This window comes from Quatrionicoccus australiensis (genome assembly GCF_020510425.1).
Lineage (GTDB): Bacteria > Pseudomonadota > Gammaproteobacteria > Burkholderiales > Rhodocyclaceae > Azonexus > Azonexus australiensis_A.
The window spans coordinates 3,716,161-3,738,505 of sequence record NZ_JAHBAH010000001.1 but is presented as its reverse complement, the minus strand read 5'-3'; the positions used below and the strand labels follow the sequence as shown (position 1 = coordinate 3,738,505).

General features: G+C 60.4%; 19 protein-coding genes. 6 read left to right on the top strand and 13 right to left on the bottom strand.

Annotation, left to right across the window (positions count from 1 at the left end):
- Positions 1-12 precede the first annotated feature (12 nt).
- The 5 genes from lysS (at position 13) to KIG99_RS17795 (ending at position 6,326) form a co-directional block, all read left to right on the top strand.
- Positions 13-1,518, top strand: a complete 1,506-nt coding sequence (gene lysS / locus KIG99_RS17815) for a lysine--tRNA ligase (protein ID WP_226461378.1) — start codon at positions 13-15, stop codon at positions 1,516-1,518.
- Positions 1,519-1,649: 131 nt separating this feature from the next.
- Positions 1,650-2,141: a hypothetical protein gene (locus KIG99_RS17810; protein WP_226461377.1), complete on the top strand. Its 492-nt coding sequence runs from the start codon at positions 1,650-1,652 to the stop codon at positions 2,139-2,141.
- Positions 2,141-4,039, top strand: a complete 1,899-nt coding sequence (gene mnmC / locus KIG99_RS17805; RefSeq protein ID WP_226461376.1) for a bifunctional tRNA (5-methylaminomethyl-2-thiouridine)(34)-methyltransferase MnmD/FAD-dependent 5-carboxymethylaminomethyl-2-thiouridine(34) oxidoreductase MnmC — start codon at positions 2,141-2,143, stop codon at positions 4,037-4,039. The genes KIG99_RS17810 and mnmC overlap by 1 nt, the downstream gene beginning before the upstream one ends.
- A 99-nt stretch (positions 4,040-4,138) precedes the next feature.
- Positions 4,139-5,410: a bifunctional O-acetylhomoserine aminocarboxypropyltransferase/cysteine synthase gene (locus tag KIG99_RS17800; RefSeq protein ID WP_226461375.1), complete on the top strand. Its 1,272-nt coding sequence runs from the start codon at positions 4,139-4,141 to the stop codon at positions 5,408-5,410.
- Between the two features lie 259 nt (positions 5,411-5,669).
- Positions 5,670-6,326 (top strand): acetate uptake transporter, encoded by a 657-nt coding sequence (locus KIG99_RS17795; RefSeq protein ID WP_226461374.1) that lies wholly within the window; start codon positions 5,670-5,672, stop codon positions 6,324-6,326.
- Between the two features lie 65 nt (positions 6,327-6,391).
- On the opposite strand, the gene KIG99_RS17790 is transcribed toward KIG99_RS17795, so the two are convergent.
- The 13 genes from KIG99_RS17790 to KIG99_RS17730 all read right to left on the bottom strand — a co-directional run bounded on the left by KIG99_RS17790 (position 6,392) and on the right by KIG99_RS17730 (position 21,137).
- A complete protein-coding gene (locus KIG99_RS17790; RefSeq protein WP_226461373.1) occupies positions 6,392-7,183 on the bottom strand; it encodes a type II and III secretion system protein in 792 nt (263 codons plus the stop codon).
- A gap of 30 nt (positions 7,184-7,213) precedes the next feature.
- A complete protein-coding gene (locus tag KIG99_RS17785) occupies positions 7,214-8,449 on the bottom strand; it encodes an HD domain-containing phosphohydrolase (protein WP_226461372.1) in 1,236 nt (411 codons plus the stop codon).
- A gap of 16 nt (positions 8,450-8,465) precedes the next feature.
- Positions 8,466-9,581, bottom strand: coding sequence for a cell division protein ZapE (gene zapE, locus KIG99_RS17780; RefSeq protein ID WP_226461371.1), 1,116 nt, complete (start codon positions 9,579-9,581; stop codon positions 8,466-8,468).
- A gap of 94 nt (positions 9,582-9,675) precedes the next feature.
- Entirely contained in the window at positions 9,676-11,097 is a 1,422-nt protein-coding gene (gene lpdA / locus KIG99_RS17775; protein ID WP_226461370.1) for a dihydrolipoyl dehydrogenase, read from the bottom strand.
- A gap of 74 nt (positions 11,098-11,171) precedes the next feature.
- A complete protein-coding gene (gene odhB / locus KIG99_RS17770; RefSeq protein ID WP_226461369.1) occupies positions 11,172-12,413 on the bottom strand; it encodes a 2-oxoglutarate dehydrogenase complex dihydrolipoyllysine-residue succinyltransferase in 1,242 nt (413 codons plus the stop codon).
- A gap of 24 nt (positions 12,414-12,437) precedes the next feature.
- Positions 12,438-15,272, bottom strand: a complete 2,835-nt coding sequence (locus tag KIG99_RS17765; protein WP_226461368.1) for a 2-oxoglutarate dehydrogenase E1 component — start codon at positions 15,270-15,272, stop codon at positions 12,438-12,440.
- Positions 15,273-15,377: 105 nt separating this feature from the next.
- Entirely contained in the window at positions 15,378-16,676 is a 1,299-nt protein-coding gene (gene gltA / locus KIG99_RS17760; protein ID WP_226461367.1) for a citrate synthase, read from the bottom strand.
- Positions 16,677-16,761: 85 nt separating this feature from the next.
- Positions 16,762-17,007 (bottom strand): FAD assembly factor SdhE, encoded by a 246-nt coding sequence (locus tag KIG99_RS17755; RefSeq protein ID WP_226461366.1) that lies wholly within the window; start codon positions 17,005-17,007, stop codon positions 16,762-16,764.
- Positions 17,007-17,717 carry a succinate dehydrogenase iron-sulfur subunit gene (locus KIG99_RS17750; RefSeq protein ID WP_011288590.1) on the bottom strand — a complete coding sequence of 237 codons (711 nt, stop codon included), beginning with the start codon at positions 17,715-17,717 and terminating at the stop codon, positions 17,007-17,009. Before KIG99_RS17750 ends, KIG99_RS17755 begins: the two co-directional genes overlap by 1 nt.
- A gap of 11 nt (positions 17,718-17,728) precedes the next feature.
- Positions 17,729-19,513 carry a succinate dehydrogenase flavoprotein subunit gene (gene sdhA / locus KIG99_RS17745; RefSeq protein ID WP_226461365.1) on the bottom strand — a complete coding sequence of 595 codons (1,785 nt, stop codon included), beginning with the start codon at positions 19,511-19,513 and terminating at the stop codon, positions 17,729-17,731.
- Positions 19,514-19,515: 2 nt separating this feature from the next.
- Positions 19,516-19,863 (bottom strand): succinate dehydrogenase, hydrophobic membrane anchor protein, encoded by a 348-nt coding sequence (gene sdhD, locus KIG99_RS17740; protein ID WP_226443245.1) that lies wholly within the window; start codon positions 19,861-19,863, stop codon positions 19,516-19,518.
- On the bottom strand, positions 19,860-20,249 hold the full coding sequence (gene sdhC, locus KIG99_RS17735) for a succinate dehydrogenase, cytochrome b556 subunit (RefSeq protein ID WP_226461364.1): 390 nt from the start codon (positions 20,247-20,249) through the stop codon (positions 19,860-19,862). Before sdhC ends, sdhD begins: the two co-directional genes overlap by 4 nt.
- A 132-nt stretch (positions 20,250-20,381) precedes the next feature.
- Positions 20,382-21,137: a GntR family transcriptional regulator gene (locus tag KIG99_RS17730; protein ID WP_226461363.1), complete on the bottom strand. Its 756-nt coding sequence runs from the start codon at positions 21,135-21,137 to the stop codon at positions 20,382-20,384.
- 192 nt (positions 21,138-21,329) lie between these two features.
- On the opposite strand from KIG99_RS17730, the gene KIG99_RS17725 reads away from it, so the two are divergent.
- The gene (locus KIG99_RS17725) at positions 21,330-22,316 is read left to right on the top strand and encodes a malate dehydrogenase (protein WP_226461362.1); all 987 of its coding nucleotides are present in this window, start codon (positions 21,330-21,332) and stop codon (positions 22,314-22,316) included.
- The last annotated feature ends 29 nt before the right edge of the window (positions 22,317-22,345 follow it).

Sequence of the window (22,345 nt, the reverse complement as noted above, 5' to 3'; positions counted from 1 at the left end):
CAAGGATTTTTCATGTCCAACGCCGAACAGCAAGCCCCGGTCCAGCAAGACGAAAACCAGCTCATCGCCGAGCGTCGCGCCAAACTGGCCGAATGGCGCAAGACGGGTGCCGCCTTCCCGAACGACTTCCAGCGCGAGAACACCGCGCAGAAGCTGCATGATGGCTACGGCGAAAAATCTGCCGAAGAACTCGAAGGCATGCCGGTCGAGGTCAAGGTTGCCGGTCGCATGATGTTGAAGCGCGTCATGGGCAAGGCCTCGTTTGCCACGGTGCAGGACCTGTCCGGCCGCATCCAGCTCTATGTCGCACGCGACAAGGTCGGCGAAGACGTCTATGCCGCCTTCAAGGGCTGGGACTTGGGCGACATCGTCGGTGTCGTCGGTACGCTGATGAAGACCAAGACCGGCGAACTGTCGATCCAGGCCAGCGAGATCCGTCTGCTGACCAAGTCGCTGCGCCCGCTGCCGGACAAGTTCCACGGCCTGGCCGACCAGGAAATGAAGTATCGCCAGCGCTACGTCGACCTGATCATGAACGAGGAAACGCGCTTCACCTTCCGCGCCCGTTCCGCCATCGTCTCGTCGATCCGCAATTACATGACCGGCCACGGCTTCATGGAAGTCGAAACGCCGATGATGCACCCGATCCCGGGCGGCGCTTCGGCCAAGCCCTTCATCACGCATCACAACGCGCTCGATATGCAGCAGTTCCTGCGCATCGCGCCGGAGCTTTACCTCAAGCGCCTGGTCGTCGGCGGCTTCGAGAAGGTCTTCGAAATCAACCGCAACTTCCGTAACGAAGGTCTCAGCCCGCGCCACAACCCCGAATTCACGATGATGGAGTTCTACGAGGCGTATGCGAACTACCACACGCTGATGGACTTCACCGAAGGCCTGCTCCGTCACGCCGCGCGCGAAGCGCTGGGCAAGGAAGTCTTCGTCTATCAGGGCCGCGAACTCGACCTGTCCAAGCCTTTCCATCGCCTGACCATCAACCAGGCGATCCAGCGCGAACATCCGGAATTCTCCGATGCCGAGCTGGCCGATGCCGAATTCCTCAAGACCAAGATCAACGCCTTCGGCGAGAAGGTCAAGCCGGGCGGTCTGGGCAGCCTGCAACTGCAGTTGTTCGAAGCCTGCGCCGAAGCCCAGTGCTGGGAACCGACCTTCATCATCGACTACCCGGTCGAAGTCTCGCCGCTGGCGCGTGCTTCCGATACCAATCCGGAAATTACCGAGCGCTTCGAGTTGTTCATCGTTGGGCGTGAGATTGCCAATGGCTTCTCCGAGTTGAATGATGCGGAAGACCAGGCAGCACGTTTCCATGAGCAGATGAAGGCCAAGGATGCGGGGGATGAGGAGGCGATGTATTACGACGCCGATTTCATCCGCGCGCTGGAATACGGGCTGCCCCCGACCGGCGGCTGCGGCATCGGGATTGACCGGTTGATCATGCTGCTGACGGATGCAGCGGCGATTCGCGATGTCATCCTTTTCCCCTCCATGCGCCCCGAGTGATACGTGGCTGCGCTTGTCATAACTGCGTTGCACGGCACCTTGCATAGCGCTGCTATGCGGCGGCGCCGTGCGCCTTGTTCTGACTGCGCTCGCGCACGTATCGGTTTGGAATCGGGCGAGGCAAAAGACTGATGTCTGTTCGCCAGCTGCAAATCGCCAACGACAGCGTGCAGGACCGGCTGGTTATGCGTATTGCGACGGATGACAACGAAGAAGTCCGCGTTTTTCTGACGCGGCGCTTCTTGCGCGAGATCTGGCCGCATCTGAGCCGGATGCTGGCCAAGCAGTTGGCAAATCCCGCGCCGCAGGCTGACACTACTTCCGAGCATGAGCCGTCCAGCTTTGAGCAACCGTTCCGGGAAGACAATCCGGTCTTTCCGCTCGGTTCGAAGCCGCTGCTCGCCTCCGAAGCGACCTTCGAAGGCAGCGAGGATGGTTTGGGCCGGATGATCCTGCGTGAAGGTCGGGAGCGCTATTTCAGCCTCAACCTGAACGGCGAGCTGTTGCAGGCCTTGTGTTCGATGCTGCGCGCCGCCAGCGAGCAGGCCAAGTGGGATCTCGGGCTCAGTTACGATGCTCCGGCCACGCTGACCACTCCTCCGGGCAAATCGCTGCTCCACTAGTGGCCAAACTCCAGCCCGCCCGCCTCGAATTTGCGCCGGACGGCACGCCCTTCTCGGTCGCCTACGGCGATGTCTATCACTCGCCGCACGGCGGCCCGGCGCAAGCCCGCCACGTTTTTCTCGCCGGCAACGATCTGCCCGCTCGCTGGCAGGGTCGCGACCGCTTCGTCATTCTTGAAACCGGCTTTGGTCTCGGCCTCAATTTCCTGACCACCTGGCAGGCCTGGCAGGACGACCCGCAACGCTGTCGCCGCCTGCATTTCGTTTCTTGCGAAAAACACCCGTTCACCGCCAGCGACCTGGCCGTCGCACAGCAGGCTTGGCCGGAGTTCGCCGAACTCGCCGCCGAACTGCAGGCGCAATGGCCGCTGCTGACGCCGGGCGTGCATCGTCTGCACCTGGACGGCGGCAATGTCATCCTGACCCTGTTCTTCGGCGATGCGACGCAACAGCTGCGTACGGTCAACGCCGCCGTCGATGCCTTTTTCCTCGACGGCTTCGCGCCGGCCAAGAACCCGGAGCTATGGACGCCGCAGCTGTGCAAGGCGCTCGCCCGGCTGTCGTCCGAAGGCACGACGCTGGCGACCTGGGCGGTGGCCGGACAGGTGCGTCAGGCCCTGAAAGAAGCCGAATTTGAGCTGAAGAAGCGGTCCGGCTTTGCCGGCAAATGGCAGATGCTGACCGGCCGTTTCCGCTCGCGCCGGCCGAACCGCCACCAGCCGCCGGCCGAACGGCGCGCCATCGTGATCGGCGCCGGCATCGCCGGTAGTGCGACAGCCTATGCGCTGGCTGCCGCCGGCTGGCAGGTCACGGTGCTGGAACAGGCGGCAACGCCGGCCACCGGCGCTTCCAGCAATCTGGCCGGGATGCTGCGGCCGCTGCCCAGCGTGGACGACAACCGCATCTCGCGCCTGACCCGGGCCGGCTTTTTCGCCACCCGCGCCCGCCTCGCCGCCCTGTCTGACGCACGCTGGTCGCCCTGCGGCGTGCTGCACCTCGGGCGAGATGCCGAGCATGCAGCACAGCAGCGCAAGGCCGTCGAAAATCTCGGCCTGCCGGACGAACTGCTGCAATTCGCCGAGCCGGCAAAAGCCTCGGTTTTGGCTGGTCGACCGGTGGAGATCGGCGGCTGGTGGTTTCCGCAAGGCGGCTGGGTGCAGCCGCCCTCGGTCTGCCGCGCCGCGCTGGCCGCCTTCCCGGAGCAGATTGATTTACGCTGCCGGACAACGGTCGACCGTCTGGAAAGGGCCGAAAACGAGTGGCGTGCTCTCGATGCAACGGGCGCCGTGATCGCCGCGGCGCCGGTGCTGATCATGGCAAGCGGTGCCGCTGCGACGCGTTTTGCCCAATTTTCCTGGCTGCCGCAACAGCCGGCACGCGGCCAGGTCAGTCATTTGCCAGCCGCCGCAACGCCACCGCTCGACATCGTCGTCTGCCGCCAGGGCGGCTACGCCATGCCGACAGTGGACGGCCTGCGCCTGATCGGCGCCACCAGCCAGCTCGACGACACCGACCCGGACGAGCACCTCGCCGATCATGTCGAGAATCTCGCCAAGCTTGAATTCAGCCTGCCCGGCTTCGGCACCGGCATCGATCCCGCGACACTGCACGGTCGCGTCGGTTTCCGCCCGATGTCGCCGGATCGCCTGCCCATTGTCGGCCCGGTGCCCGAACCCGGCTTTGCCGGTTCGCCACGCCTGCACGCCCTGCCTCGCCAGCCCGGCCTGTGGTGCATGCAGGGCTTCGGCGCGCGCGGCATCGTCTGGTCCATGCTGATGGCCGACCTGCTGCTCAGCCAGCTCGAGGGCGAACCGCTGCCGCTCGAAAGCGACCTGGTCGACGCCATCGATCCCGGCCGTTTCCTGCTCGGCGATGAGCCGAAAAAGCCGCGTTCATGAAGCAAATAAGCAAATTCGGTTTGCGTCTAAGCTGCGCCTTTTGCCAATGCTAAGATCATCCTGTTGACGTTAACGTAACCTTCCCGAGGAGAGAGACCAATGAAAATCGAAACCATCGCAGTCCATGGCGGCTACTCGCCGGATCCGACCACCAAGGCCGTCGCCGTGCCGATCTACCAGACGACGTCCTACGCCTTCGACAGCACGCAGCACGGCGCCGACCTGTTCGACCTCAAGGTCGCCGGCAACATCTACACGCGCATCATGAATCCGACCCAGGACGTCCTGGAAAAGCGCGTCGCCGAACTCGAAGGCGGTATCGCCGCGCTGGCCATGGCCTCGGGCATGGCAGCCATTACCGCCTCGATCCAGACCATCGCCGAAGCCGGCGACAACATCGTCACCTCGAGCACGCTGTACGGCGGCACCTACAACCTGTTTGCGCACACCCTGCCGCAATACGGCATCGAAGTCCGCTTCGCCGATTACCGCGATCCGGAAGCCTTCGAAAAACTGATCGACGCCAAGACCAAGGCCGTGTTCTGCGAATCGGTCGGCAATCCGCTCGGCAACGTCACCGATTTCGAAAAGCTCGCCGAAGTCGCCCACAAGCATGGCGTGCCAGTCATCGTCGACAACACGGTGCCCTCGCCCTACCTGTGCCGCCCGTTCGAGCACGGTGCCGACATCGTCGTGCATGCGCTGACCAAGTACCTCGGCGGCCATGGCAATTCGATCGGCGGCATCATCGTCGATAGCGGCAAGTTCCCGTGGGCCGAACACAAGCAGAAGTTCAAGCGCCTCAACGAGCCGGACGTTTCCTACCACGGCGTCGTCTATACCGAAGCGCTCGGTGCCGCCGCCTACATCGGCCGCGCCCGCGTCGTGCCGCTGCGCAACATGGGCGCCGCGATCAGCCCGTTCAATGCCTTCCTGATCCTGCAAGGCATCGAAACCCTGGCCCTGCGCATGGACCGTATCTGCGAAAACACCCTGGCCGTCGCCAAATTCCTGCAAAATCACCCGAAGGTCAATTGGGTCAATTATGCCGGCCTGCCGGATCACAAGGATCACGCGCTGGTCCAGAAGTACATGGGCGGCCGCGCTTCCGGCATCCTGACCTTTGGTGTCAAGGGCGGCCTCGCCGGTGGCGGCAAGTTCCAGGACGCACTGCAACTGTTCACCCGCCTGGTCAATATCGGCGATGCCAAGTCGCTGGCCTGCCACCCGGCCTCGACCACGCACCGCCAGCTGTCGCCGGAAGAACTGGCCAAGGCCGGCGTTTCCGAAGACATGATCCGCCTGTCGGTCGGCATCGAACATATCGACGACCTGATCGCCGATCTGGATCAGGCGCTGAACGCCGCCTGATCGAACCAGACCTTCAGGACAAGCCCGGCCAAGCGCCGGGCTTTTTTATGCCGAAAGCAAGGCTGAAATTAACCATTGATCAAACAATTTATTTAAACAAAACAACAATTTACCAAGACAAGATACGACCGGAAATAGCACACCAACTCTTGATCTGGATCATAAGAAAGCGCTTATCCGGCGCAGAGAATGGCCCCCTTGCAGACAAACGCTTGTATGCGGCACTGACAAAATCATTAAACCAAGAAGGGGAGAAGCCATGCAGCAACCAATCAACGAAACCAGAATCGTCATGTCCGACCCGACCGCCCTCGGCGTGTTCGGCCTTTCCATGGTCACCTTCGTCGCCGCCTCGGCCAAGATGGGCTGGACCAGCGGCGTCGTTTACCTGATTCCGTGGGCACTGTTCCTCGGCTCCATCGCCCAGATCTGGGCCTCGGCGGTCGACTTCAAGAAAAACAACTATTTCGGCGCTATCGTGCTCGGTGCCTACGGCCTGTTCTGGATTGCCGTCGCCATGCACTGGGCGATCAGCCTCGGCTGGCTGGGTGCCGTTGGCGACAAGGCCGATCCGAAGCAACTGGCTTTCGCCTGCATCGGCTATTTCATTTTCTCGCTGTTCATCATGGTCGCCGCTTTCGAAGCCAACAAGGTGTTTGCCGCCATCCTGGTATTGATCAACATCCTGCTGCCGTCGCTGGCGCTGTCGATTCTCGGCATCAATCACGAAGTCTTCGGGCCGCTCGCCGCCTGGTCGGAACTGGGCATTTCCCTGCTCGGCTTCTACGCCGCCGGCGCCAACTTCCTGAATAACTTCTTCGGGCGCACCGTGCTCTCGCTCGGCGCCCCGTTCGGCTGGATCAAGAAGGGACCACTCCCCATTACCAAGCCGCAAGTCGTCAAGGCCGCCGCCTGAAACATGGCAGGCAGTAAAACGAAGGCCGCCTCGAGGGCGGCCTTTTTCATTGGCGCTGGCCGGTCCTATTCGACTTCCTCGACCATCAGCCAGACCGCACGGTTGTCACGCGCCTCGCTGGTCGACAGGCTCATCGCCCCACCCTGGTTGCCGGCAGCCTGGCTGCCGCCGCCACCCAATTCGATCCATTCACCGAGTCGACCGCTGACCGTCGTCGACAGACGCTGCGTATTGATCGCACCGCGCCCGTAGGCATCGGTACTGTCGGCCTGCTGGCTGATTTCCAGGCTGACGCGCTTACCGTTCAGACGCGGCACGGCATAGAAGCCGCGCCCGACATCGCGATAGACCACCGTTTCATTGACTAGCGCCCCGCCCGGCCCGACCATCACCTGCCGCATCGGGATCGGCAGCGAGCGCCCGATCTGGATGAAGGCACGCCCGCCCTCGACGGTTTGCACCATCTGCGCCGCACTCTCGCCGCGCACGCTCTTCGTGTCCCACACCCGCGCCTCGGCCTGCGAGCGACGTCCCGTACCGAGCGCCAGTTGTCCGCTCGCCTCGACACCGCGCGCACTGTCTTCGCCCTGGCGATTCTGCGAGACACGGATGATCAGGCGCCGGGTCGGCGTATCGATGGCAGCCAGCACGCGCTTGATATCGGCCCGGTTTCGCGCCGAGCTGCGCAGGAAAAGCTGGTCGTTCATGCCGGTCAGCGTGCCACCCGGCTCGACCAGCGGCAACAGGGTCGGCAAAACTTCCTCGACCGTCTTGCTGCGCAGCTGGATGATTTCCATCTGCTGCGCCCAGAGCGGCGTAGTGAAGAAGAGAACCAGCAACAGAAAAACACGTGCCATGAAAAAGCTCCATTCCGGCCGGTCGACCGGTCAATCCATGCACAGGGCAACGCGGTGACAATTAGCCAGATCGGCCGCCACCAGTGCGACGATACCGGGATCGGCCTGCCCGCGGTCGGCCCTTTCCTGCAGCACGGCCATGATCTCGGCTGGCTGCATCGGCTTGCGGTAAGGCCGATCCTGCGCCAGCGCCTGGAAGACGTCGGCAACGTTGATGATGCGCGCTTCGAGCGGCAAGGATGTGCCGCCGATGTGGAAGGGATAGCCGTGACCATCCGGTGTTTCATGATGGAAGGCCGCCCAGTGCGCGATCTCCTCGATCGCTGGCAGGCGCTTCAGGACCTGCAGCGTGGCGTAGCTGTGGCTCTTCATGATGTCGAACTCATGCGGCGTCAGGGCGTTCGGGCCTTCGATGATTTCGTCGGGAATCTGCAGCTTGCCGATATCGTGCAGCAAGCCGGCAACCTCGATCTTCTCGCAGGTCACCGTGTCCAGCCCGAGACGCTCGGCCAGATGGCGTGCCAGGCGGGAAACCCCGCGTGAATGACGCTGCGTGTAGGGCGACTTGGCGTCGATGATGCGGGCGAATATTTCGGCGCACTGCTTGAACTGCGCCCAATCGATTACTTGCAGCGTGCCGTGCGTTTCCATCTCGCGCTGGTATTGCTGCACCCAGTCGGGCTGCAGCGCCAGCCAGAAGGCCTCGCCTTCGGAAAACTTCTCGAATGCCTCGACCAAGGCCGGCGAAAACAGGCAGCCGCGCTGGTCGGCGAGGCGCGAGCGGATCTCGTCGGCATGCGACAGCACCGTCTGGTCGGCGTGATAAGGCGCCGCCAGGACATCAACCCGGTCGGCCAGGTAGATCAGGTTGGCAAAACGCGCCGTATCACCAAGCTGCGTTTGCTGCGCCAGCCACTCCCAGCGGCTGTGGTGGTATCGGATGATCGGTGCCAGGTGCGCCAGCGGCGCAAAATCGGCAAGCAGGTCCTGGCCGGCGACACAGTGTTCTTCGGCACCCGACCATTCGAGATCGACCACCAGCCGGTGATGCACCCGCGTCGACGAAACACCGCAATCGTGCAGCAGGCCAGCATCGTAGAGCAGTTGCTGCTCGGCTTCGGGCCAGCCCATGAAGATGGCCAGTTCGCGTGCCAGCATGCCGACCCGGCGACCGTGCAGGACATCGTCCACACCGACCAGATCGACGGTATGGGCGATGGTGATGACCAGTTGCCGCAGGTCAATGGCAAGGTCGGCGGGTTGCATTGGCTGTAACATGATTTCAGCTCACCAGGTGCGGCAGGGTCAGATACTCCCGCGAATGCATTTCGGTCAGCCGGCTGACCGTACGGAAGAACTCGCTGGACTGGGTTCCTTCGGTGTAGAGGGCGTCGGGTTCACAATCGGCGGTAGCGATCAGCTTGACGCGATGGTCGTAGAAGACATCGACCAGCCAGGTGAAACGGCGGGCTTCGGAAGCCTGGTGTGCAGTCATTTTCGGAATGTGCGAGAGCAGCACCGTGTGGTAGCCGCGGGCGATTTCCAGATAATCGTTCTGCGAGCGCGGTCCACCGCACAAGGTACGGAAATCGAACCAGATCACGCCATGCCCGCGCCGGATGGTATCGACCTGACGCCCGAGCACTTCGATATGGCCGCCCTTCTTGCCCTCCTCGCCCGCCACCATGCGGAAGTAGTCGAGCATTTTCTTCTCGGCGGCGGCGTCGACCGGGTGGTGGTAGATCTCGACCTGCTCCAGGGCGCGCAGGCGGTAATCGACACCGGCATCAACCTCGAAGACATCGAGATGTTTGAGCAGCAGGGCGATGGTCGGCAGGAAGCTCTCGCGGTGCAGGCCGTTCGGGTAAAGCTTCTCCGGCGGGTAGTTCGAGGTCATGACGATGATCACGCCATTGGCGAACAGCCCGTCCATCAGGCGGCCGAGAATCATCGCATCGGCAATGTCGGAGACGTGGAATTCGTCGAAACAGAGCAGGCGCACTTCGCGCGCAATCTGCTCGGCCAGGCGCAGCATCGGATCGGGCTCGCCCTTGTATTTTTCCAGGTCGCGATGGATCTGCTGCATGAAGGCGTGGAAGTGGATGCGCTTCTTGCGGCGGTAAGGCACCGAGTCGTAGAAGCAATCCATCAGGAAGCTCTTGCCGCGCCCGACGCCGCCCCAGAAATACACGCCCTTGGGCGGCTTCGGCGGATTGAGCAGGCGCTTCAGGGTGCTGCCACGACCGACCTTGAACGACAGCAGGTTAGTGTACAGCTCCTGCAAGGCCGTCGCCGCGCGCATCTGGGCTTCGTCGGCGGAATAACCACGGGCATCGAGCAATGACTTGTACGCGTCGAGCATGCCCATGGCCGCGACGTTCAGTTTTTTATGTGGCATCTCTGTGAATCAGTGTTGGGTAGAAGGCTATTCTAGCCAAAATAAAAAAGGCGGGTGCGTTTCCGCAACCCGCCTTTGGCGCAACCAGTGCCGCTTAGAAGTGCAGCGAGCGCTTGTCGCAGGCCAGGGCTGCTTCGTGCACGATTTCCGACAGGGTCGGGTGAGCGTGGCAGATGCGGCCCAGATCTTCGGATGCGCCGGCAAATTCCATGGTGACGACGGCTTCGGCGATCAGCTCGGAAGCATTGTTGCCGATGATGTGTACGCCGAGGATACGGTCGGTCTTGGCATCAGCCAGAACCTTCACGAAGCCGCTGGCATCACCGTGACCCAGGGCACGACCGCTGGCCATGAACGGCACCTTGCCCGGCTTGTAGGCAATGCCTTCAGCCTTGAGCTGCTGCTCGTTCTTGCCAACCCAGGCAATTTCCGGATGGGTGTAGACGACGCCCGGAATGGTGTTGAAGTCGCAATGACCGGACTGACCGGAGATCAGCTCGGCAACCATGACGCCTTCTTCGGAAGCCTTGTGGGCCAGCATCGGGCCGCGCACGACGTCGCCGACCGCCCAGACGTTCGGCAGGTTGGTCTTGCAGTGACCGTCGACATCAATCTGACCGCGATCATTGATCTTCAGGCCGACGGCTTCACCGTTCAGACCGTCGGTGTTCGGGATGCGACCGACCGAAACGATCAGCTTGTCGCACTCGAGCTTCTTGGCGCCATCCTTGTCTTCGTAGTCGACCGTGACGCCCTTCTTGGCGACGGAGACCTTGTTGATCTTGATGCCGGTGGTGATCTTCAGACCCTGCTTGGTGAACAGCTTGAGGGCTTCCTTGGCGATGTCCTGGTCAGCGAACGGCATGAAGTCCGGCGCGGCTTCGAGCACGGTGACGTCCGTACCGAGGCGACGCCAGACCGAACCCATTTCGAGGCCGATGACACCAGCACCGATGACGCCGAGACGCTTCGGGGCAGCATCGAAATCGAGGGCACCGACGTTGTCGCAGATGACCTTGTTGTCGACCGGAATGCCATCGAGGTGACGCGGCTTGGAACCGGTCGCGATGATGACATGCTTGGCCAGCACTTCTTCTTCGCCAACCTTGACCTTGTACAGGTCGCCTTCCTTGCCGGCGAAGCTGCCGTGGCCGTTCAGGCTGGTGACCTTGTTCTTCTTGAACAGGCCCTTGATGCCACCGGTCAACTGCGTGACGATGGTGTTTTTGCGGCCGACCATGGTCGGCACGTCAATCGCCACGCCCTTGGCGGAAATGCCGTGCATGGCGAAGGAGTGATGAGCTTCTTCGAACAGTTCGGAAGAACGCAGCAGGGCCTTGGACGGGATGCAGCCCACATTCAGGCAGGTGCCGCCGAGGCGCGGTTCGCCCTTGGGGTCGGCATAGGCATTGGATTCGGCACAAGCCGTATTGAAACCGAGTTGGGCGGCACGAATGGCGGCCACATAGCCGCCGGGACCACCACCGATGACGAGTACGTCAAATTGCTTGGACATGAATATCCTTTCAAATCTCAGATGTGCAAAAGGCGCCAGTCCCCCGACAGGGAACTGGCGCCGGCGCAGAATGATTAGACGCCGAGCAGCAGGCGCGACGGATCTTCGAGCGCTTCCTTCATGGTCACCAGACCAAGGACGGCTTCGCGGCCGTCGATGATGCGGTGGTCGTAGGACATGGCCAGATAGTTCATCGGACGCACAACGACCTGACCATTTTCAACCATGGCGCGATCCTTGGTGGCATGGATGCCGAGGATTGCGGATTGCGGCGGGTTGATGATCGGGGTGGACATCATCGAACCGAAGATGCCGCCGTTGGAGATGGAGAACGTACCGCCGGTCAGGTCTTCGATGGTCAGCTTGCCATCCTTGGCCTTGGCACCGAATTCGGCAATCTTCTTTTCGATATCGGCGATCGACATCTGGTCGGCATTGCGGATGATCGGCACAACCAGGCCGCGCGGCGAACCGACGGCGATACCGATGTCGATATAGCCGTGATAGACGATGTCATTGCCGTCAACCGAAGCGTTCAGGACCGGGAACTTCTGCAGGGCGGCACAGGCAGCCTTGACGAAGAAACCCATGAAGCCGAGGCGAACGCCGTGGGCCTTTTCGAACTTCTCGCCATACTGCTTGCGCAGCGCCATCATCGGGCCCATGTTCACTTCGTTGAACGTGGTCAGGATGGCGTTGGTTTGCTGCGATTGCAGCAGGCGCTCAGCGATCCGGGCGCGCAAACGCGACATCGGCACGCGCTGTTCGGCACGATCGCCGAGAGCGACGGCAACCGGCGGCGTCGGCAGGGCTGCCTTGGCAGCGGCCGGGGCAGCAACCGGACCAGCCTTCGGCGCGGCGGCAACCGCATCTTCCTTGGTAACGCGACCACCACGGCCGGACCCGGCGACGTCGGCGGCAGCGATGCCCTTTTCGTCGAGGATCTTGCGGGCCGACGGGCTGGCCGTACCAGCCGGTGCAGCAGCGGCCGGTGCAGCAGCGGCCGGAGCCGGAGCGGCAGCAGGTGCAGCCGCCTTCGGTGCCTCGGCAGCCGGTGCAGCAGCGCCGGCCTTGGCTTCGGTGTCGATACGGGCAATCAGTTCGCCGGAGACGACGGTTTCACCGTCGGCCTTGACGATTTCGACCAGCACGCCGGCACCCGGTGACGGCACTTCGAGAACGACCTTGTCGGTTTCGATATCGATCAGGATTTCGTCACGGGCAACGGCGTCGCCGATTTTCTTTTTCCAGGATGCGAGCGTGCCTTCGGCGACCGACTCGGAGAGCTGGGGAACTTGGACTTCAATAATGCTCATAATGACTCCACTCTGCTTTAGTTATTAGTACTCGATTTTGCCCAGTGCGGACTCGATCAGTGCCTTTTGTTGCTCGTTGTGCTTGGCCAGATAACCGACGGCTGGCGAAGGCGAAGCCGGACGGGCAACCAGCAGCAACTTCTGCTTGGAATCCAGACCGGTATCCAGATGATGACGCGAGGCGAACCAGTACCAGGCGCCCTGGTTGCGCGGCTCTTCCTGCGTCCAGACGATCTCGGTAGCCTTCGGATACTTGGCCAGTTCCTTGGCGAGCGAGTCCTTCGGGAAAGGATAGAGCTGTTCGATACGCACGATGGCGATATCGGTGATCTTCTTCTCGCGACGGGCAGCGACCAGATCGTAATAGACCTTGCCCGAACACAGGATGACGCGCTTGACCTTCTTCGCATCGAGCTTGTCGACTTCACCGATGACGCGCTGGAACTCGCCATTCGCCAGTTCTTCCATGGAAGAAGCGGCATCCTTGTGGCGCAGCAGCGACTTCGGCGTCATGACCACGAGCGGCTTGCGCTGCATGCGGACCGCCTGACGGCGCAGCATGTGGAAAACCTGGGCGGCGTTGGACGGCACGCAGACTTCCATGTTCATTTCGGCACAAGCCTGCATGTAGCGTTCGAGGCGGGCGGAGGAGTGCTCCGGACCCTGACCTTCGTAACCGTGCGGCAGCAGCATGACCAGACCGCAGGCGCGGCCCCACTTGGCTTCACCGGAAGAGATGAACTGATCGATAACGACCTGGGCACCGTTGGCGAAGTCGCCAAACTGGCCTTCCCAGACCACCAGCTCGTACGGGTTGGCGGTGGCGTAGCCGTAATCGAAAGCCAGAACGGCCTCTTCCGACAGCACCGAGTCGTAGCACTGGAAGCCGGCCTGCTTTTCCTGCAGGTTCTTCAGCGGGTGATAGGTGCCCTCATCCCAGTTTTCACGATTCTGGTCGTGGAAAGCAGCATGACGGTGGAAGAAGGTACCGCGACCAACGTCTTCACCGGAAATACGCACGCCGTAGCCGGAAACCAGCATTGAGGCGTAGGCGAGATTCTCCGCCATACCCCAGTCGACCGGCAGCTTGCCCTCGCCCATGGCGGCGCGATCTTCGGCAATCTTCTTGACGCGCGAATGCAGCGTGAAACCTTCAGGGAAGGTGGTCAGGCGCTGCGACAGGCGCTGCAGTTCCTTCATCGGCACCGTCGTATCGCAGGTCTCGATGTAGTTCTTGGTCAGGAACGGCGTCCAGTCGATCATGTTCGGGTGCTTGTAGCCAGCCAGAACCGGGTTGTACAGCAACTCGCCCTTGTCCAGATGCTCGCGGTACTCCTTGATCATCGTGTCCGGACCATCAGCCGGCAGCACGCCTTCGGCGATCAGCTTGTCGCCGTAGACCTTGCGGGTACCCGGATGCTGGGCAACCTTCTTGTACATCAGCGGCTGGGTGACCATCGGCTCGTCCTGCTCGTTGTGACCGAGCTTGCGGAAGCAGATGACGTCGATCACGACATCCTTCTTGAATTGCTGGCGGAACTCGACGGCGAGCTGGGTGACCAGTGCAACGGCTTCCGGATCGTCACCATTGACGTGGAAGATCGGCGCATCGGCCATCTTGAAGATGTCGGTACAGTAGTGACCGGAACGGTAATCGCGCGGGTCGCTGGTAGTAAAACCGATCTGGTTGTTCACCACGATATGCAGCGTGCCGCCCGTGCCGTAGCCGCGGGTCTGCGCGAAATTGAGCATTTCCTGGTTGACGCCCTGACCGGCCACGGCGGAGTCGCCGTGAATGATGACCGGCAGTACCTTGGACTTGCTGCCTTCGCCACGGCGAACCTGGCGGGCATAGACCGAGCCTTCGACCACCGGGTTGACGATTTCAAGGTGCGACGGGTTGAAAGCCAGGGTCAGGTGGCACGGACCATTCGACGTCGAGACGTCGGAAGAGAAGCCCATGTGGTACTTGACGTCGCCAGCCGACAGGTCGCTCTTCTTCTTGCCTTCGAATTCGGAGAACAGCATGGACGGTGCTTTGCCCAGCGTGTTGACGAGCACGTTGAGACGGCCGCGGTGGGCCATGCCGATGACGATTTCGTCGATGCCGCAGTTACCGCCGGTGCGGATGGCTTCGTCCATGGCAACGATCAGCGATTCGCCGCCTTCGAGCGAGAAACGCTTCTGGCCGACATATTTGGTATGCAGGTAGCGTTCCAGGGTTTCTGCAGCGGTCAACCGCTCCAGAATGCGTTTTTTCTGATCGGCGTTGTAAGTCGGACGCGAACGGATGGTTTCCAGTCGATCCTGCAACCAGCGCTTCTCGGTGTACTCGGTCATGTACATGTATTCGACACCGACCGAGCCGCAGTAGGTCTGCTTCAGGGTTTCGAGAATATCGCCGAGCTTGGCAGTTTCCGGCAGCCCCTTCAGGGAGCCGACGCTGAAAGTCTGGTTCAGGTCGGCATCGGTGAAGCCGTAGAAGCCCAGTTCCAGCTCTTCAATCTTCGGACGAGCCAGACGCTTGAGCGGATCGAGATCGGCCCAACGCGTGCCCATCGAACGGTAGGCCGTAACCAGTTGGCCAACCGCCGATTGTTTCTTGTTGTCGCCGCCACTCGGGGCAGCCTGACGGAAACCACCGTCCTTGCCCAGTTCGGCGAAGGCAGCGATGACCGGGGCGTGCGCCACGTCACGAGCAACAAAGCCCGGCATCTGGGCCAGGCGGTCGAAATAGTCGCGCCATTCAGCCGGCACGGCAGTCGGATTATCGAGATAGTTTTCGTACAGCTCTTCAACGAACGGCGCGTTGCCGCCGAAGAACATCGTGCTGTCGAACAGGTTATTCATCGTAGTCATAGGCGTCCCCTTGAGGGTATTGTCTTTCTATGTAGCTGCGGGTCACCGGACATTCAGGTCCGGCGGGTAAAAAAAGGGCGGCCACACGGCCGCCCGTTCTTCAGCTTAGCCGCGTTGGGCAAGCGGCACAACGTCGCGACGAGCGGCACCGATGTACAGTTGACGCGGACGACCGATCTTGTATTCCGGATCGGTGATCATTTCTTCCCACTGCGTCATCCAGCCAACCGTACGGGCCAGCGCGAAGATGCAGGTGAACATTTCGGTCGGAATGCCGATGGCCTTCTGAACGATACCCGAGTAGAAGTCGACGTTCGGATAAAGCTTCTTCTCGACGAAGTACGGATCTTCCAGAGCAATACGCTCCAGTTCCATGGCCAGCTTGAACAGGCGATCGTTTTCGAGACCCAGTTCGGTCAGAACTTCGTTGCAGACCTTGCGCATCAGCTTGGCGCGCGGATCGAAGTTCTTGTAAACACGGTGACCGAAGCCCATGAGCTTGAAGGAATCGTTCTTGTCCTTGGCGCGGGCGATGAATTCGGGAACGCGCGAAACGTCGCCGATTTCTTCCAGCATCTGCAGACAGGCTTCGTTCGCACCACCGTGTGCCGGGCCCCACAGACAGGCGATACCGGCAGCGATACAGGCGAAGGGATTGGCACCGGAAGAACCAGCCAGACGCACCGTCGAGGTGGAGGCATTCTGTTCGTGATCGGCGTGCAGCGTGAAGATGACGTCGAGCGCGCGGACCAGCACCGGGTTCGGAACGTACTTTTCGCACGGATTGCCGAACATCATGCGCATGAAGTTGGCGGTGTAATCCAGTTCGTTGTCCGGATACATGAACGGCATGCCGGTGTTGTACTTGTAGGCCATCGCGACGATGGTCGGCAGCTTGGCAACCAGACGGTTGAAACTGACATTGCGATGCTCGGCGTCGGAAAAGTCCATCGCGTCGTGGTAGAAGGCGGAAAGCGCGCCAACCACACCGGTCATGACAGCCATCGGGTGAGCATCACGACGGAAACCGGAGAAGAACTTCGACAACTGCTCGTGCACCATCGTGTGCTTCTTGATGGTGGTTTCGAAATCAGCCTTCTGCTGGGCATTCGGCAGCTCGCCGTTCTTCAGCAGATAGGTGACTTCGAGGAAGTTGCAGTTTTCAGCCAGTTGTTCGATCGGGTAGCCGCGATACAGCAGTTCGCCCTTGTCACCATCGATGAAGGTAACCTTGGATTTGCAGCTGGCGGTAGAAAGAAAACCGGAGTCGTAGGTGAACAAGCCGGTCTTGGCGCCCAAAGTACGAATATCGACGCAGTCGTTGCCATGCGTCGGGGACATGATCGGGAAATCGACGGGAGCCTGTCCGTCAATTGTCAAAGTTGCCTTGCGTTCGGTCGTCATGGATTTTTTTCCCTGTTCAGGTGTTAGTTGTCACTGCACTGCCAAAAAAGCGGTAAACATTAGCAAGTTAATCTTCAAACCTTACTTAACTCTTACGAAGCAGCGCCACGATGTGCGCCAATCGAGGATCATCAATCTCTGCCTTGCCGGTCAGCAAGTCCCAGACATCATAATCCTCCATATCGGCAAGTTCCACGAACGCCTGCTGTTCCTCGTCGTTAAGCTTTTCGAAGCGACCATCATCGAGAAAACGCGTCAGCGTAATATCGAGCTCGAGAAGCGCACGACGGATACAGCGCCAACGCAGGCGTTCGTAGTCCTTTCTTTCCATCAGACGGCGCGACGAACCATCATGTCCTTGATCTTGCCGATGGCCTTGGTCGGATTCAGACCCTTCGGACATACGTCAACACAGTTCATGATGGTGTGGCAACGGAACAGGCGGTACGGGTCTTCGAGATTGTCGAGACGCTCGTTGGTTGCCTGGTCACGCGTATCCGCAATGAAACGGTAAGCAGCCAGCAGGCCGGCCGGGCCGACGAACTTGTCCGGGTTCCACCAGAACGACGGGCAGGACGTGGAGCAGCAGGCACACAGGATGCACTCGTAAAGGCCATTCAGCTCTTCACGATCTTCCGGCGACTGCAGACGTTCGCGTTCCGGCGGCGGATCGTTGTTGATCAGATACGGCTTGATCGAGTGATACTGCTTGAAGAACTGGGTCATATCGACGATCAGATCGCGGATGACCGGCAGACCCGGCAGCGGACGCAGCACGATCGGCTGCTTCAGGCTATCGATATCGGTCAGACAGGCCAGACCGTTCTTGCCGTTGATGTTCATCGCATCGGAACCGCACACACCCTCGCGGCAGGAACGACGATAGGAAATCGCGTCGTCCTTGGCCTTGAGCTTGGTCAGCGCGTCCAGCAGCTTGCGGTCAGTCGGTTCGAGTTCAACCGAGATGTCCTGCATGTACGGGGCGTCGTCCTTGTCCGGATCGTAGCGATAGATACTGAATTGAACCATGCGTTTGCTCATTCTGGACTCCTTTAGTACGAGCGCGTCTTGAGCGCTACGGCCTCGACGGTCAGGGGTTGCATGTTGACCGGCTTGTACGTGATCGAGTTATCCACCGGCGAGAACAGCGTGTGCTTCAGCCATTCCTTGTCGTTACGACCATTCGGGAACTCGGCCGTATCCGGGGCATCGTCGCGCACGTGGGCACCGCGGGATTCCTTGCGGGCTTCGGCGGAAATCATCGTGGCCTTGGCGACTTCGATCAGGTTTTCCATTTCGAGCGCTTCGGTGCGAGCCGTGTTCCAGGCCATCGACTTGTCCTTGATTTCGAGCTGGCGAGCCGCCTTTTCGACCTCAAGAATCTTTTCGACGCCCTGCTTCAGCATGTCGCCAAAACGGAATACACCGGCGTGATCCTGCATGGTGCGCTGCATGGCCAGACGGGTTTCGTGCACGTTGGCACCACCCTTGCGGTTGTCCAGAGCAGCGATGCGGGCCAGAGTCTTGTCGGCAACATCCTTCGGCAGTTCGCGATGTGCGCGGCCAGCCTTGAGATCTTCGACAGCGGAGTCACCAGCCGACTTGCCGAAGACCAGCAGGTCGAGCAGCGAGTTGGTACCGAGGCGGTTTGCGCCGTGCACCGAGGCACAAGCACATTCACCACCGGCGTAGAAGCCCGGCACAACCGAATTCACGTCGCCATCCTTGGGCATCACGACACGACCGGAGTAATGGGTCGGGATACCGCCCATCTGGTAGTGACAGGTCGGCACGACCGGCAGCGGCTCTTTCAGGCAATCGACACCGGCAAACTGAATGCCGATTTCGTGGATACCAGGCAGGCGCTTCATGATGGTGGCGGGATCGAGGTGGGTGATGTCGAGCAGGACGTAGTCCTTATTGACGCCACAGCCGCGACCTTCCTTGATTTCGGTTGCCATGGCGCGCGAAACCACGTCACGCGAAGCCAGATCCTTGGCGTTCGGCGCATAGCGTTCCATGAAGCGTTCCTTGCTGGAGTTACGCAGGATGCCGCCTTCGCCACGCACGCCTTCGGTAATCAGCACGCCGGCACCGGCCACGCCGGTCGGGTGGAACTGCCAGAATTCCATGTCTTCGAGCGGAATGCCGGCACGCGCCGCCATACCGAGACCGTCACCGGTATTGATGAAGGCATTGGTCGAAGAATAGAAGATACGGCCGGCACCGCCGGTCGCGAAAATCGTGGCGCGAGCGTGGAAAATCACGATCTGGCCGGTTTCCATTTCCATGGCGGTGACGCCGAGGACGTGACCTTCTTCGTCACGGATCAGGTCCAGCGCCATCCACTCAACGAAGAACTGGGTGTTGGCCTTGACGTTGCGCTGATACATCGCGTGCAGCATGGCGTGACCGGTACGGTCAGCAGCGGCACAGGAACGACGCACCGGCTTTTCGCCGAAGTTGGACATGTGACCACCGAACGGGCGCTGATAAATCTTGCCATCATCGGTACGGTCAAAAGGCATGCCGTAGTGCTCGAGCTCAACGACGACTTCGTTGGCCTTCTTGCACATGAATTCGATCGCGTCCTGGTCGCCGAGCCAGTCGGAACCCTTGACGGTATCGTACATGTGCCACGTCCAGTGATCTTCCTCGGAATTACCGAGGGACGCAGCAACACCGCCCTGCGCCGCAACGGTGTGCGAGCGGGTCGGAAAAACCTTGGAAAGCACAGCGGTCTTCAGGCCGGCTTCGGACAATTGGATTGCGGAACGCAGACCGGCGCCACCGGCACCGACAATGACCGCATCAAACTTGAGAACAGGAATACTCACGCTTACAGCCTCCAGAGAATCGCAGCAGCCCACGCCGTGTAACCCACCAGCGCAGCAATGGTCAGAACGTGCAAGGTCAGGCGAATGCCCGTCGGCTTGACGTAATCCATCCAGATATCACGCACGCCAATCCAGGCGTGGTAAAAAAGGCTGACAAAGAACAGGAAGGTCAGGAACTTGATGACACCGTTCGAGAAAACACCTTGCCAGGCCTCGAAAGTACCCGGACGAACAACCAGCAGGACAGCAGCAATCAGGACCGAATAAACAGCCATGATGACCGCCGTGGCACGCTGGGCAATCCAGTCTTTCAGACCGTAATGGGCACCGACAACAATACGGTTAATCACAGCAGAACCCCCCAGAGGATCAGGGTCAGCGGAATGCTGACCGCAAACACCACTGCTGCGGACTGACGCGCAGCCTCTTTCTCGATACCGACATGCAGATCAAGCAGCAGGAAACGAATACCTGCACAGAAGTGATGCACAAAGGCCCAGAGCAGACCCGCAACAATCACCTTGGCCGGCAAGGAGGCGAAAATCGCCTTGAAGTCAGCAAAGGTTTCTGCCGAAGTCAGGCTGGCGGAAAACAGCCAGAGCATTACCGGGAGAAACAGGAACAGACCGACACCGCTGACGCGATGGAGAATCGATACCTTGCCGGGTAAGGGCAACCTGATACTAGTCAAGTCCAAATTTTTTGGACGTTGTTTCTTGATGCTCATTTCTGCCATGAACGTCATCCCTCGCGAAAGTGTGCGGTTTTCCGCTTTTACGTGGTTCAAAAAGAACCATAATTATACATTCAAAATCGGCCGAAAGTCGCCGTCTTGGGCGACTTTGGAGCCAACTCCCCTGCCGGACAATCAGCCCAGATCGTTGCGGTAATAATGCGAACGCGTGCAATAAAGACCGCGTCGCCACTCCACTGGTTTATTGCCGTAGGTGTAGGCAGTACGCTCCACCAGAAGCAACGGATCTCCCGCCTGCACACCCAGCAAACCAGCACTGTAAGCATCTGCTGCAACAGCCCGCAGGTGCTCTTCGGCGTGAATCATGCGCACACCGAAATCGCTTTCAAAAAGACTGTACAGCGAACGCTCTCCGCCGCGCAGTCGCTCCAGCGACAAACCTTCAAAAAGTTCGGCCACCAGGTAAATCTGATCGAGAACTACCGGCTCGCCATTGAAATGCAACAAGCGCTCAACACAGACCACCTTCTCGCCAGCCGGAATACGCAGCACCGCTGCAACCTCAGGCGTAGCCGAGATAATCGAGCAAAGACGCGGGTCACTGACCGCATGCGCCACCAAACCATCATCAGGCACCAGGCGCAGGAAGCGATAGAAAGAGCGTGGGTCACTGTGCGTAGCGACGAACGTCCCCTTACCCTGACGCCGCACCAGCAGGTTCTCTGCCGCCATTTCGTCAATGGCCTTGCGCACGGTTCCCTGGCTGACATTGAAGCGCGTCGCAAGCTCGCCCTCACTGGGAATGGCATCACCCGGCCCCCACTCACCCGCCTCCAGGCTACGGATCAGAAAATCCTTGATCTGCCGGTAGAGCGGACTGAAAGTTGGCGACGGAGAGCGACTGGTCGAACGGAAGGCTTCTCGATTCATGGCGCAAATTTCAGCACATTTCGGCCACAGCGTCCACGAAAAGTTGTCTTATATAAGACACATGATGCAATTGACAGCCAGCGCCCGAACTTCTAACATCGTCGTCTTCTCGCGCCCGCTAGCGAATTCACCCGCGAGCACCCGAGCAAATCCGAACAATTTCAATCACGCTGTTTCAAACAGGAGCGACATATGTCCAAAGCCCCCATGCGCGTTGCCATTACCGGTGCCGCCGGTCAGATCGGTTATAGCCTGCTGTTCCGCATCGCCTCCGGCGAAATGCTCGGCAAAGACCAGCCGGTCATCCTTCAGTTGCTCGACCTGCCGCAAGCTCAGCAAGCCGTGAAGGGCGTGATGATGGAGCTGGAAGACTGCGCCTTCCCGCTGCTCGCCGGCATGGTTGCCACCGATGATCCGAACGTCGCCTTCAAGGATGCCGACGTCTGCCTGCTGGTTGGCGCCCGTCCGCGCACCAAGGGCATGGAACGTGCCGACCTGCTGACCGCCAACGGCGCCATCTTCACGGTGCAAGGCAAGGCCATCGCTGAAAACGCCAAGGAAGACGTCAAAGTCCTGGTCGTCGGCAACCCCTGCAACACCAATGCCTTTATCGCTGCTGCCGCCGCCAAGAAGGTTGGCCGCACCAACCCGAACAACTACCACGGCATGCTGCGCCTGGACCACAACCGCGCCCTGTCGCAACTGGCCACCAAGGCCGGCCGCGAAGTTTCTTCACTGAAGAAGCTGGTCGTCTGGGGTAACCACTCGCCGACGATGTACGCCGACTACCGTTACACCACCTCCAATGGTGACAGCGTCAAGACCCTGATCAACGATCACGCCTGGAACAACGACGTCTTCCTGCCGACCGTCGGCAAGCGCGGCGCCGCCATCATCGAAGCCCGTGGCCTGTCCTCGGCCGCTTCCGCTGCCAACGCTGCCATCGACCACGTGCGTGACTGGGTCCTCGGTTCCGACGAATGGGTCACCATGGGTGTTCCTTCCGACGGCTCCTACGGCATTCCGGCCGGCATCGTGTTCGGCTTCCCGTGCGAATGCAAGGGCGGCAAGTTCTCGATCATCCAGGGCCTGGAAATCGACGAATACAGCCGTGAAAAGATCAACTTCACGCTCAAGGAACTGACCGACGAAGCTGAAGCCGTCAAGGACATGCTGTAAGACAAGCTGTTAGCTGGTAGTTGTTAGCT